This is a genomic window from Kocuria rosea, from assembly GCF_023715525.1.
In the GTDB taxonomy this organism is placed as follows: domain Bacteria; phylum Actinomycetota; class Actinomycetes; order Actinomycetales; family Micrococcaceae; genus Kocuria; species Kocuria rosea_A.
In genome coordinates, this window is record NZ_JAMBOG010000004.1 from 115,360 (window position 1) to 129,053 (window position 13,694).

At 72.9% G+C, this 13,694-nt stretch carries 6 protein-coding genes and 1 pseudogene; 3 read left to right on the top strand and 4 right to left on the bottom strand.

Annotated features, from left to right (window positions below):
- Positions 1-3 precede the first annotated feature (3 nt).
- Entirely contained in the window at positions 4-3,540 is a 3,537-nt protein-coding gene (locus M3185_RS04150; protein WP_251332412.1) for a DUF3376 domain-containing protein, read from the top strand.
- Complete coding sequence (locus M3185_RS04155; RefSeq protein WP_251332413.1) at positions 3,537-6,149, top strand: DEAD/DEAH box helicase; 2,613 nt, start codon at positions 3,537-3,539, stop codon at positions 6,147-6,149. The genes M3185_RS04150 and M3185_RS04155 overlap by 4 nt, the downstream gene beginning before the upstream one ends.
- An 84-nt stretch (positions 6,150-6,233) precedes the next feature.
- On the opposite strand, the gene M3185_RS04160 is transcribed toward M3185_RS04155, so the two are convergent.
- The 3 genes and pseudogenes from M3185_RS04160 to uvrB form a co-directional block, all read right to left on the bottom strand.
- Positions 6,234-7,565, bottom strand: a complete 1,332-nt coding sequence (locus M3185_RS04160) for a TerC family protein (RefSeq protein WP_251332414.1) — start codon at positions 7,563-7,565, stop codon at positions 6,234-6,236.
- Between the two features lie 533 nt (positions 7,566-8,098).
- Positions 8,099-9,088, bottom strand: a pseudogene (locus tag M3185_RS04165) (TerC family protein); the annotation flags it as partial.
- A gap of 317 nt (positions 9,089-9,405) precedes the next feature.
- Positions 9,406-11,526: an excinuclease ABC subunit UvrB gene (uvrB, locus tag M3185_RS04170; protein WP_251332415.1), complete on the bottom strand. Its 2,121-nt coding sequence runs from the start codon at positions 11,524-11,526 to the stop codon at positions 9,406-9,408.
- A 150-nt stretch (positions 11,527-11,676) separates the two neighbouring features.
- On the opposite strand from uvrB, the gene M3185_RS04175 reads away from it, so the two are divergent.
- Positions 11,677-12,531: an SDR family oxidoreductase gene (locus M3185_RS04175; RefSeq protein WP_251332416.1), complete on the top strand. Its 855-nt coding sequence runs from the start codon at positions 11,677-11,679 to the stop codon at positions 12,529-12,531.
- Between the two features lie 130 nt (positions 12,532-12,661).
- On the opposite strand, the gene M3185_RS04180 is transcribed toward M3185_RS04175, so the two are convergent.
- A complete protein-coding gene (locus M3185_RS04180) occupies positions 12,662-13,660 on the bottom strand; it encodes a sugar phosphate isomerase/epimerase family protein (RefSeq protein ID WP_251332417.1) in 999 nt (332 codons plus the stop codon).
- Positions 13,661-13,694: the final 34 nt, after the last annotated feature.

Consider the following 13,694-nt stretch of genomic DNA (forward strand, 5'->3'; position numbering starts at 1 on the left):
CGCATGGCCCCGGAGGAGCAGCCCGCCCCGGGACTCGGCCTGCCCCTCACCGTCGTGCCGCCCTCGCGCTCCCTGGTGGCGGCCACCGCGGGCCGGGCCCCGGCGTTCGGGCGCACCCTGCGCTGCGCCCTCGCGCTGCGCGGCGGAGTGAGCCTGGCCGTGTGGATCGGCGGGGCCGTGGCCGAGCTGGACGTGCTGCGCCGGATCCGCATCCACCGGGACGGCGCGGGGAGCCTGCACGCCTACCTGCTGCAGCCCGCCGAGGCCGCCGACCCCCGGCTCGCGGAACGGGCGGCGGTCTACGCCGGGCTGCTCGCCGGCGCCGGCTACGACCGCGTGGAGTTCGACGTCCTCGCGGGCGCGAGCGCGGGCGGGCTCAACGCGGTGGTGCACGCCGTGGCCCAGCGCGCGGGGGCCGGCCTGGACCCCCTGGGCCGGCTGTGGGAGGACACCGCCGGGCTCTCCCGGCTGCTGCGCCCGCTCGGGCCGCTCCCGGTGGACTCGATGCTGCGCGGCGACGGGTACCTGTGGCCGCGGCTGGCGGAGGTCCTCGCCGCCGTGCACACGGGTCCGGAGCACCACCCCGACCTGGTCGCCGAGCACGTCACGGTGGAGCTCTCCGCCACGGTGCTCGACAGCGACCCCACCGCCCGAGGAGAGGCCGCGGAGGGCCGCGGCGACTTCCGCTTCGCCTCCCCCGACCCGGGCTCCCCCGCTCCCCCGCTGGGCAACGGCATCCCTGCCCGCCCGCCGCGCGGCGCGGCCGGCGAGGCCGCCGACGACGAGGCCGAGCGTGCCGCGGCCCTGTCCCGGCTCGCCTACGCCGCGCGTGCGACCGCCTCGTTCCCCGGCGCCTTCGAGCCCGCGGCGGTGTGGTCCGCCGCCACGTCCGGGCCGCTGCGCAACACGCCGCGGCCCGACCTCAGCCACGCGTTCTCGGCCCACCGGGCCCCGGAGGAGCTGCCGTACCGGGTGGTCGACGGCGGGGTGTTCGACAACGTGCCCATCGACCGGGCGATCGAGGCCGCCCGGACCCGCCGGTCCCTGCGCCACGCCGACCGGTGCCTGCTCTACCTGGACCCGGACCCCCCGCACCGGGCGGGGCCGTCCTCCCGGCACCTCGACCTCCCGCGCCTGGTCCGGACCCTGGGGGTCACGCTCACCCGGCTCCGGCGCCGGGAGACGGGCGAGGACGAGGTGCTGGCGCTGTCCGACCTCCTCGCGGAGCAGCTGGTCGAGCGCGGGCGGCGGAGCCAGCTCGCCCCGCTGCTCCACGAGTGGGGCACGGCACAGCGGGAGGAGCGCCGGCGCGCCCACCTGCGCTACCGGGCCCGCGCGGACGCGCACCTGCTCGGCGCGGTCCTCACGCGCCCGGCCGAGTGGCAGCTCACCTCGACGCTGGCCTCCCGCTCGGTGCTGCGGGCGCGCACCCCCGCGGAGCTCGCCCCCCTGACGGAGGAGCTGGTGCGCCGCGGCGACGCCCTCTCCCGCGGCCCGCTCGGGGCCGCCGCCGCCCGCGCCGTGCTCGGGGGCCCGCAGGCCCTGGTCGACGCCGCGTCCTGCGTGCTGTCCTGGGTGCGCTTCCTGGAGGACCTCGCCCCGACGCCGGAGCGGACCCCCGCGCCCCTGCGGGGCCTCGACTCCGCACCGGCCCGCGCCGGCGCGTACCGGGTGCTCGCGGTGGCCGTGCACGAGCGGGACAAGGTGCTCCGCGACGTCCTCGCCGCGACGGCGGCCCCCTCGGCCCCCGTCGAGGCCGCCGCGCCGGTGTGGCTGCGCCCGGTGGCCCTGGAGGGCTGGTGGGCCGAGCTGGACACCGTCGTCGACGGCCTCCGGGCCCTGCACCCGGCCCTGGAGGCCGCCGCCGGCGCGCCTGGCGCGGAGGACTGGCGGGCCCTGTGGTGCGAGTCCCCGTGGCGCCGGATCCCCGCCCCGCCGGCTGCGCTCGGGGCGCCCGACCTGCCCCCGGCCCTGGCGGCGGCCGGGATCCCCGGCACGGTCTCCGGGATCGCCTACGGGGAGATCCGCGGGGACCAGCTGCCGTCCCGCCCCGCCGACGTGCCGCGGCTGCGCCGGGGCTGGGCGGACCAGCGGATCCAGCGGGCCCTCGACGCCGCCGGCGCCACCGACGCGCAGCTGCGCGAGGTGCTCGCCGCCGACCCCGGCCGCCTCCCGGCCGGCAGCAAGCTCGCCGGCACGGGCCTGGCCAACTTCCGCGGCTTCCTCGCCACCGCGTGGCGGACCAACGACTGGTGGTGGGGCCGGCTCGACGCCGCCGCCGGCGTCGCCGGCTTCCTGCGTGGCCTGCCCGCCCGGCCCGCGGCCGGCACGGAGGGGTCCGCCGAGCCCGCGGTGCCGGCCGCCGAGCACACCGGCCCGGCGGCGGAGCCTCCCGCGGTCCAGGGGCTCCAGGAGAGCCTGCTGCGCCAGCTGGGCGACGGGGACGCGGACCGGGCCCGCGGCGTGCTCGGTGGCGGCGCCGACGGCCTGGACCGGCTCGCTCCCGGCTACCGCATCGCGCTGGCGTCCCGGAGCCTGCGCGTGCTCGGCCGGGCCCTGGCCGGCACGCCGGACCTGCCCCGCGGGGTGTGGGAGCTCGGGCTGTTCCTGCTCCAGCCCCTCCTGGTCCTGGCGCCGCTGCTGCTGACGCCGGTGCGGGCGGCCCTGGCCCTCGTCGTGGGCGCGGCGGCGCTGCGGCTCGCCGCGGCCCCGGCGCCGGACGGGTCGACGACCGGGAGCGTGCTCGTCGTCCTCGCGGCCTCGGTGCTCGGCCTCTCCCTCGTGCGCACGGCCCGGCGCTCCCGGCGGCGCTGGACGCGGGTCCTCGCGGCCGCCGGCGCCTCTCCGCCCCGGCCCCGCGCGGTGGCCGGCGTCCCGACGGCGGACACCGCCGCAGGGGACGTCACTGCGGCGGACGTGGCCGCCGCCCGGCGGGGTGCCGTCCGCCGCGCCGCCGTGAGCGGCACCGCGGCCGCCGCCCTCCTGCTGCCCGCAGCGGCCTGGGCGTCCAGCGGCTCCGCCCTGGCGCTGCTGCTGACCGCCGTGCTCGTCCTGGACCGGACCGCCGCGGCGCTGTGCCTGCGGGTGCCGGGCCGGGGTGCCGCCGACGAGGTGCTGCGCGCGGGCGGCGTCGTGCTCGCCGCCGTCGGGGCGTGGGCCCTCGGCGCCCTGGCCCTGGTGCTCGGGGACGGGCTCCCCTGGGTCCCCGGCACGGTTCCGGCCCGCGCGGCGGTGGTGGCCCTCGCCGCGGCCGGGCTCGGGGCCCTGGTGCTCACCGGGTTCCTCCGCCCCGCCTGGGCGGCGCTGCTGTCCCTGGCCGCAGGAGCCGCCGGCGGCGGCGCCGCCGCCCTCGTGTGGTCGCTGGCGGGCGCGCCCGGCCAGGCGGGCGCCGGCCTCCCCGCCGCGGCCGCGGCCGTGCTCGCGGGGGCGGCGGTGCTGTGGTGGGCGCCCGCCGAGGGCATGCTGCGCCCCTACGGGCCGGAGGACGAGCTCGTCCCGGCCCGACCCGCAGGGCGCCCGCGGATAAGCTGGAGGGGATGAAACTCCTCGAAGCCCTCTCCCCGCAGCTCGGCACGCCCGGCCACTCCTACTACCGCGGCGACTACGTCACCAACCCCCTGACCGGCGACGAGGTGTACGAGGGCTTCCTCGGGTGGATCGCCTCCCGGGACATGGAGCTCTACCCCGCCCAGGACGAGGCCGTCCTCGAGTTCGCCGGCGGCGCCAACGTCGTCCTGGCGACCCCCACCGGCTCGGGGAAGTCGACCGTGGCGGTCGCCGCGCACTTCGCGGGCCTCGCCGCCGGGCAGCGCTCCTACTACACCGCGCCCATCAAGGCTTTGGTGTCCGAGAAGTTCTTCGCGCTCGTGGAGATCTTCGGCGCCGAGAACGTCGGGATGGTCACGGGCGACTCCGCCGTCAACGCGGACGCGCCCATCGTGTGCTGCACCGCCGAGATCCTCGCCAATGTGGCCCTGCGGGAGGGCCGGGACGCCGACGTGGGGCCCGTGGTCATGGACGAGTTCCACTTCTACTCCGACCCGCAGCGCGGCTGGGCGTGGCAGGTGCCGCTGCTCGAGCTGCCGCAGGCGCAGTTCCTGCTGATGAGCGCCACCCTCGGGGACGTCACCCGCTTCGAGGAGGGCCTCACGGCGCTCACCGGGCGTCCCACGACGACGGTGTCCTCCGCCGAGCGGCCCATCCCGCTGCACCACTACTGGTCCGAGGAGCCCATCCACGACGCCCTCGAGGAGTTGCTCGCCACGAACCAGGCGCCGGTGTACGTGGTGCACTTCTCCCAGCTGCAGGCCATGGACCAGGCGCAGAACCTGATGTCCGTCAATGTCCTGTCCAAGGAGGAGAAGGAGCGCATCGGGGAGCTGATCGGCGGGTTCCGCTTCGCGGCCGGCTTCGGCAAGACCCTCAACCGGCTGGTGCGCCACGGCATCGGCGTCCACCACGCCGGGATGCTCCCCAAGTACCGCCGGCTCGTGGAGCAGCTCGCCCAGACGGGGCTGCTCAAGGTGATCTGCGGCACCGACACCCTGGGCGTGGGCATCAACGTGCCCATCCGCACCGTGGTGATCACCGCGCTGTCCAAGTTCGACGGCGAGCGCACGCGCCGGCTCAACGCCCGCGAGTTCCACCAGATCGCCGGCCGGGCCGGCCGCGCCGGCTACGACACGGCGGGCACCGTCGTGGTCCAGGCCCCCGAGCACGTCATCGAGAACAACCGGGCGCTGAAGAAGGCGCAGGCCAAGTTCGGCGACGACCAGAAGAAGCTGCGGCAGGTGCCGCGGAAGAAGCCGCCGCAGGGCTTCGTCTCCTGGGGGAGGCCGACGTTCGAGACGCTCGTGGCCTCCGAGCCCGAGCCGCTCACGTCGTCGTTCACGGTCACCCACTCGATGCTGCTCAACATCCTGCAGCGCCCCGGGAACCCCGTGCAGGCGGCGTGGCACCTGCTGACCCACAACCACGAGACCCGGCAGCGGCAGCGGGCGCTGCTCAAGCAGGCGATCGGCATCCTCAAGGAGCTGCGGGCCGCGGGCGTCGTCGAGAAGCTGGAGACCCCCGACGAGGAGGGCCGCACCTGGCGCCTGACCGTGGAGCTGCAGGAGAACTTCGCGCTCAACCAGCCCCTGTCCCCCTTCGCCCTGGCGGCCCTGACCCTGCTGGACGCCGAGGACCCGGACTACGCGCTCGACGTCGTCTCGGTCATCGAGGCGACCCTGGAGAAGCCCCGCCAGGTGCTCAACCTGCAGGAGAAGAAGGCCCGCGGCGAGGCCGTGGCCGCGATGAAGGCCGAGGGCCTCGACTACGACCAGCGGATGAAGGAGCTCGAGGAGGTCAGCTACCCCAAGCCCTTGGAGGAGCTGCTGACCCAGGCGTTCGAGACCTACCGCACGAGCGCCCCGTGGGTCGCCCAGTTCGAGCTGGCCCCGAAGTCCGTGGTCCGGGACATGTACGAGCGGGCGATGACGTTCGGCGACTACGTCCAGTTCTACGGCCTGGCCCGCTCCGAGGGCATCCTGCTGCGCTACCTCTCCGACGCGTACAAGGCGCTGCGCCAGACCGTGCCGCTGGACATGCTGCGGGAGGACCTCGAGGACCTCATCGAGTGGCTCGGCGAGCTGATCCGCCAGACCGACAACTCCCTGCTGGACGAGTGGGAGAAGCTCGCCGCGGGCGAGGAGTCGCCCATGGGCACCTCCGCGGACTCCCTCGAGGAGCTCATCGACGAGCAGCCGCCGGCGATCACCGCGAACACCCGGGCCTTCCGGGTCATGGTGCGCAACGCCCTGTTCCAGCGCGTCGAGCTGTTCGCCGCCGAGAAGGACAAGGTGCTGGGCGCCCTCGACGGCGAGCACGGCTGGGACCGCGACCGGTGGGCGGACGCCATGGACGCGTACTTCGGCGAGTACGACGACCTCTACACCGACGCCCAGTCGCGCGGGCCCGCCCTGATCCGCATCGACGAGCACCCCGAGGGCCTCGACGGCTACTGGACCGTCGTCCAGGTCTTCGACGACCCGGACGGCCACCACGACTGGGGGATCAACGCCCGCATCGACCTGCGCGCCTCCGACGAGGACGGCTTCCCGGCCGTGGTCCTCGACAACGTCGGGCCGATCACCGAGACCGGCCGCTGACGCGGCTCCGGCACGGGTGAGCCCCGGTTCCACCGGTGCGGTGGAACCGGGGCTCACCCGGGGGACACCGACGGCGGCGCCGGATCAGGCCGGGCTGCTGCCGCCCGGCCCGCGCCCCGGATCCGGGGTCGTGGTGCCGGCCGTGGCCTGGGCGTCGGCCCGCTCCCCCTCCACGGACTCGGCCTCGGCCGGGGGCACCGGCTCCGGCTCGGGGGCCACACCGGTCCGTTCGTACTGGCGGTGCTTGCCGCGGGCGCGGTCCAGCAGGTCGCGGAACTGCTTCTCGGACGCGACGAGCTCGTTGCGGTACCGGGCCGGGACCGTCTCCAGCCGCTCCTGGTAGCGGCCGGCCTTGGCGGCGAGCCGGAGACGCTGCTCCTCCGGGGCGTCCTGGGGCAGGGTCACGTACTTCTCGGCGGTCGTCTGCAGCCCGTTGATCACCCGCAGCGCACGGCCCTTGGGGCTGAACAGCGACGCGAGCACGGTCACGGCCAGCACGCCGACGATCACGGACAGGGACGTCCCGATGGTGACCTCGACGACGTCCACGTGCTCGCCCCCGTTGATGAAGGGCAGGGTGTTCTCGTGCAGGGCGTGGATGATCAGCTTCACGCCGATGAAGCCGAGGATGATCGCCAGGCCCCAGGACAGGTAGATGAGCCGATCCAGCAGGCCGTCGATGAGGAAGTAGAGCTGGCGCAGGCCCATCAGGGAGAACGCCACGGCGGTGAACACCAGGTAGGTCTCCTGGGTCAGGCCGAAGATCGCCGGGATGGAGTCGAAGGCGAAGAGGATGTCGGTGCCGCCGATGGCGACCATCACCAGCAGCATCGGGGTCATGGCCCGCTTGCCGTGGTGGACGGTGAACAGCTTGTCGCCGTCGTAGTGGTCGGTGGTGTGGATGAAGCGCTTGGCCAGCCGCACCACGACGTTGTCCCCCTCGTCGTGCGACCCGCCGGAGAGCTCGCCCTTGATGAGGGAGCCGGCGGTCAGGATGAGGAACAGCCCGAAGATGTAGAAGAGCCAGGCCCAGGCGTTCAGGGCGGCGGCCCCGATGAAGATGAAGGCCGTACGGGCGACGAGCGCGAAGGTGATGCCGAAGAGCAGGACCTTCTGCTGGTCCGCGCGCGGGACCTTGAACGAGGCCATGATGACGAGGAACACGAAGAGGTTGTCGACCGACAGGGCCTTCTCCGTGATGTAGCCGGCGTAGTACTCCCCGGCGTAGCGCCCGCCCCATCGCAGGAGGACGAACAGGCCGAACAGGAGCGCGACGCCCACGTAGATCGCGGACCAGACCGCGGCCTCCTTGAGCTTCGGCTCGTGGGCTCTGCGGACGTGGAAGACGTAGTCGAAGAGGAGCATGCCGACGATGAGAGCCATCGTCACCGTCCACACGGTGGGTGAGACGTCCATAATTCTGCCTTCGGGGTCGAGAACGGTCTCGCCGTAAGTCTCTCCGCCGCTTCCCGGGCCCGGACGGTCCGGCCAGTCTGAGCCGGTCGGTTCCGCCGTGCTGGGATCGGCCGCTGCGTCCGGCCGGGCACCGTGTGCTCGGCGTGCTGACGTCCGCAGCGCTGAGGGATACTCCCCTAGGCTGGGTCCAGTCTAACGGAGCCCCTCCCCGACGCACGCGAAAGGGCCTGTCCCGCCGCGCGGCGGGACAGGCCCTTCGGTGCTGCCGGGGCCTCCGGGCCCTGTGGATCAGTGCGCCGGGGCGCTCAGCGCTCGGTCTCCCGGGGCTCGACGGAGCTGGAGCCCTCGCTCTCGGCGTGGTGCTCGTCGACCGACTTGCCGGTGTGCTCGTGCAGGTCGGGCACGTCCAGGGGCGCGCGCTCCACGGCGGCCCGGGCGGCGTGGTGCTTGCGCACGAGGTCGGCCTGCACCAGGCGGATCTCCTGGGTGGGGGTGCCCTCCGGGATGCCCCGGTAGACCTCGATGGCCCGGTGCAGCTCGGCGACGGCGTGCGCGGCGCGGCCCTTCGGGCTGGCCATCGACGCGATCGTCGCGACGGCGATGATCGCCACGATCACGCCGAGGGACACGAACGTGGGGATCTCCGGGGCCCACTCGATGTGCTGGCCGCCGTTGATGAAGGGCAGCTCGTTCTCGTGCATGGCGTGCAGGATGAGCTTCACGCCGATGAAGGCCAGGATCAGGGACAGGCCGTGCTTGAGGTAGATGAGGCGCTCCATCAGCCCGCCGAGCAGGAAGTAGAGCTGGCGCAGGCCCATGAGCGCGAAGATGTTGGCCGTGAACACGATGAACGGGCTCTGCGTGAGGCCGAAGATCGCGGGGATGGAGTCGAAGGCGAACATGAGGTCGGTCACGCCGATGGTGACGAACACGATCAGCATGGGGGTGAAGACCTTTTTGCCGTTCACCACCGCACGCAGCTTGCTGCCGTTGTACTCCTCCGTCATGGGGACCACGGTGCGCAGCTTGCGGATGACCGGGTTCTCCTCGGTCTCGTCCTCGCCGTCGTCCTTGGCCTGGTGGTAGGCCGTCCACAGCAGGAAGACGCCGAAGATGTAGAAGACCCACGAGAAGTTCGCGATGATCGTGGCGCCCAGCAGGATGAAGATCCCGCGCAGGACCAGCGCGATGATGATGCCCACCATCAGCACCTCCTGCTGGTACTTCCGCGGCACGGCGAACCGGGTCATGATCACGATGAACACGAACAGGTTGTCGATGCTGAGGCTGTACTCCGTGATCCAGCCGGCGATGAACTGGGTGCCCGGCTCGACGCCGGCGAACACGAACATCAGGGCGCCGAAGACGAGGGCGAGGGCGACGTAGATGCCCACCCAGATGCCGGCCTCCTTCATGGAGGGCTCGTGGGGGCGCTTGACGACCATGAGGAGGTCGAAGAGCAGGATCAGGCCGAGGACGACGAACGAGCCGATCTCGAACCACGCTGGTAGTTGTGTGTGCACGCGAGTACTTTCGCTTCGAGGTGGCGGCACCCGCCGTCCGCCGCGTCCCGGGACGCGGCGGTGAGGGCACCGGAATGAGCCGCAAGTCTCTCCGCCGTCCTCGCGGGCCGGGGCCCGCGTGCCGAGGCCGACCGTTGCGTCCGGCCGGACCCCATTGGCCGGCGTGCTGACGTCCGCAACGCTTCGGGATACTCCCCTACGCGCTGAGCAGTCTATCCGAAGCTGAAAGAACGCTTGGAACGCCTCCGTCCGGCGGCGTCTCGGACGGGGCCCCGGGCCGGGTGCCGGTCGGCATCCCGGAGGGCCTGGGCGGCGCCTCAGGCGTGACCGGCCTGCTGCATCTGCCGCAGCTCCTTCTTCAGGTCGGAGAGCTCGTCGCGGATCCGGGCGGCCAGCTCGAACTGCAGGTCCTCGGCCGCGGCCTGCATCTGCTGGGTCATCTGCGCGATGAGGTCCACGAGGTCCTCGGCCGGCGCGGCCGTGATCCCGTCCTGGCGCAGCTTCTGCTCCGCGGCCGCCGCGGCGTCGCGCCCGCCCCGCTTGCCGGTCGGGGCCGTCTTCTTGCCGGCGGCCGCGCGCTGGGCCAGCAGCTCGCGGGTGTCCTCCTCCTCGCGCTGGAGCTGGTCGGTGATGTCCGCGATCCGCTTGCGCAGCGGCTGCGGGTCGATCCCGTGCTCCTTGTTGTAGGCGACCTGGATCTCCCGGCGCCGGTTGGTCTCGTCGATGGCGGTGGCCATCGAGTCGGTGATCCGGTCGGCGTACATGTGCACCTGCCCGGAGACGTTGCGGGCGGCGCGGCCGATGGTCTGGATGAGGGACGTCGTCGAGCGCAGGAAGCCCTCCTTGTCCGCGTCGAGGATCGCGACCAGGGAGACCTCGGGCAGGTCCAGGCCCTCGCGCAGGAGGTTGATGCCCACGAGCACGTCGAAGGCGCCCATCCGCAGCTCGCGCAGCAGCTCCACGCGGCGGAGGGTGTCGACGTCGGAGTGCAGGTACTGCACCTTGACCCCGTGCTCCATGAGGTACTCGGTGAGGTCCTCGGCCATCCGCTTGGTCAGCGTGGTGACCAGGACGCGCTCGTCGCGCTCGACGCGCAGGTTGATCTCGTCGAGCAGGTCGTCGATCTGGCCCTTCGTGGGCTTGACGATGACCTCTGGGTCCACGAGCCCGGTGGGGCGGATGATTTGCTCCACGTAGCCGTCGGCCTGGGAGAGCTCGTACTTGCCCGGGGTCGCGGAGAGGTAGACGGTCTGCCCGATCCGGCCCAGGAACTCGTCCCACTTCAGCGGCCGGTTGTCCATCGCGGAGGGCAGCCGGAAGCCGTGCTCCACGAGCGTGCGCTTGCGGGACATGTCTCCCTCGTACATCCCGCCGATCTGCGGGATGGTCACGTGGGACTCGTCGACCACCAGCAGGAAGTCGTCGGGGAAGTAGTCGATGAGGCAGTGCGGGGCGGATCCCCGCGGGCGGCCGTCGATGTGCAGCGAGTAGTTCTCGATGCCGTTGCAGTAGCCCATCTGCTCCATCATCTCGAGGTCGTAGGTGGTGCGCATGCGCAGCCGCTGGGCCTCGACGAGCTTGTTCTGGGACTCCAGCTCCTTGAGCCGGGCGGCGAGCTCGGCCTCGATGGACTTGATCGCCGTGGCCATCCGGTCGGCACCGGCCACGTAGTGGGAGGCCGGGAAGACGTACATCTCCTCCTCCTCCCGGATGATCTCCCCGGTGAGGGGGTGGAGGGTGTAGATGGACTCGATCTCGTCGCCGAAGAACTCCACGCGGACGGCGTGCTCCTCGTACATCGGGATGATCTCCACGGTGTCCCCGCGCACCCGGAAGGTGCCGCGGTGGAAGTCGACGTCGTTGCGGGCGTACTGCATGTTCACGAACCGGCGCAGCAGCTCGTCGCGGTCCATCTCGTCGCCCTTGCGCAGCGTCACCATCTGCGCCACGTACTCCTCGGGGGTGCCCAGGCCGTAGATGCAGGACACGGTGGCGACGACGACGACGTCCCGGCGCGTGAGCAGGGCGTTGGTCGCGGAGTGGCGCAGCCGCTCGACCTCCTCGTTGATGGAGGAGTCCTTCTCGATGAAGGTGTCCGTTTGCGGGACGTAGGCCTCGGGCTGGTAGTAGTCGTAGTAGGAGACGAAGTACTCGACCGCGTTGTTGGGCAGCAGCTCCCGCAGCTCGTTGGCGAGCTGCGCGGCGAGCGTCTTGTTCTGCACCATGACCAGCGTGGGGCGCTGGACGCGCTCGATCAGCCACGCCGCGGTGGCCGACTTGCCGGTGCCGGTGGCGCCCAGGAGCACGACGTCCTTCTCGCCGGCCTCGATGCGGGCGGCGAGCTCCTCGATCGCCTTCGGCTGGTCGCCGGCGGGGACGTAGTCGGAGATGACCTCGAAGGGGGCGACGACACGGTTGATCTTCTGCGCCAGGCTCATGCGTCCAAGGCTACGCGCCACCCCGGACACGCGAGCGGGGTTCCTCCGGAGGCGATCAGCCGGCCCGGGTGCGGAAATACGCCGGGGAACCGCCCCGTTGCACCGGACACACCACCGCGCCCGCGCACGGACCCCGTCGAGAGGAACCCCATGTCCATCGTCATCACCGGTGCCACCGGCCGGCTGGGCCGGCTCGTGCTCAGCTCCCTGATCCGCCTGGACGTCCCCCGCGAGGAGCTGGTGGCCGCGGGCCGCAACGAGGGCAAGCTCGGCGACCTCGGCGGGCTCGGGGTCCGGACCGTGCGGGTCGACTACGACGACGCCGCGAGCCTCGACGCCGCCTTCGAGGGGGCGGGCACGGTGCTGCTGGTCTCCAGCAGCGAGGTGGGCCGGCGCGTGGACCAGCACCGGAACGCGATCGAGGCGGCCGCCCGCGCAGGGGTCTCCCGCCTCGTCTACACCAGCGCCCTCGGGGCGGACCTCGGCCGGCTCATCCTCGCCGACGAGCACCTGGCCACCGAGCAGCTCCTCACCGACTCCGGGCTCCCGTACACGATCCTGCGCAACGGCTGGTACACGGAGAACTTCGAGCCGGCTCTGCGGCACGCCGAGAGCACGGGGCAGGTGCTGACCAACGCCGGCGACGGCCGCGTCGCCAGCGCGACCCGGGAGGACTACGCGGAGGCGGTCGCGGCGGTGCTGGCCCAGGACGGGCACGCGTGGCAGACCTACGAGCTGTCCGGGGACGAGGCGTGGAGCTTCGACGAGCTCGCGGCCGCGCTCACGGAGGTGCTCGGCCGCGAGGTCGTCCACCACCGCCTGACGCCCGAGCGGCACCTGGCGGCGCTGGAGGAGGCCGGGGTGGACGAGGACACCGCGCGGTTCCTGGTCGCCCTCGACGCCAACATCGAGGACGGCGCGCTGGAGCTGGTCACCGGCGACCTGTCCCGGCTGATCGGACGCCCCACCACTCCCCTGCTCGAGGCGCTGCGGGCCATGCGCTGAGCGCGCCCCGCCGGGCCGGGCGACCGGCCCGGCGGGGACCGGTGGACGGGGTGGCGCGACGCGTGCACGACCCGGCTGACCGTCCGCTGTCGGCCCCGGCGGGCGGGCAGCGGGCGGGAGCAGGAACCCTCTACTGCTCGAAGGCCGCGTCGAACGAGGCGCCCGAGGGGCCGAAGTCGAAGCCCTTGAGGAACGCCAGCGCCTCCGGTGCCCCGCGCAGGCGGTCCATCCCGGCGTCCTCCCACTCCACGGAGATGGGCCCGTCGTAGCCGATCGCGGTGAGGGCGCGGAAGCTGTCCTCCCAGGGCACGTCCCCGCGGCCCGTCGAGACGAAGTCCCACCCGCGGCGCGGGTCCCCCCAGGGCAGGTGGGAGGAGAGGATGCCGTTGCGCCCGCCGCCCACCCGCAGCTTCGTGTCCTTGCAGTCCACGTGGTAGATCCGCTCGGCGAAGTCCGAGATGAACGCCACCGGGTCGATCCGCTGCCACATGAAGTGGCTGGGGTCCCAGTTCAGCCCGAAGGCCTCCCGGTGGCCGACGGCGTCGAGGGCCCGCTGCGTGGACCAGTAGTCGTAGGCGATCTCGGTGGGGTGCACCTCGTGGGCGAAGCGCACCCCGCACTCGTCGAAGACGTCGAGGATGGGGTTCCACCGGTCGGCGAAGTCCTGGTAGCCGGCGTCGATCACGTCCTGGGACACCGGGGGGAACATCGCCACGTACTGCCAGATGGAGGACCCGGTGAAGCCCACCACGGTGTCCACGCCGAGCCGCTGCGCCAGGCGCGCCGTCAGCTTCATCTCCTCCGCGGCCCGCGCGCGCACGCCCTCCGGCTCCCCGTCGCCCCAGACCCGGGGCCCGACGATGGACCGGTGCCGGAAGTCGATGGGGTCGTCGCACACGGCCTGGCCCTTGAGGTGGTTGGAGATCGCCCAGACCTTCAGCCCGTGGCGCTCCAGGATGTCCAGCCGCTCCCGGACGTAGGCGTCGTCGTCCCACCGCCAGGCGTCGAGGTGCTCCCCGGAGACGGCGATCTCCAGGCCGTCGTAGCCCCAGCCGGCGGCCAGCGCGGCCACCTCCTCGAGCGGGAGGTCGGCCCACTGGCCGGTGAACAGCGTGTAGCGGTGTCCCATGGAAGTCCTTTGCCGTCGGGAGGGTGTGCGTGTC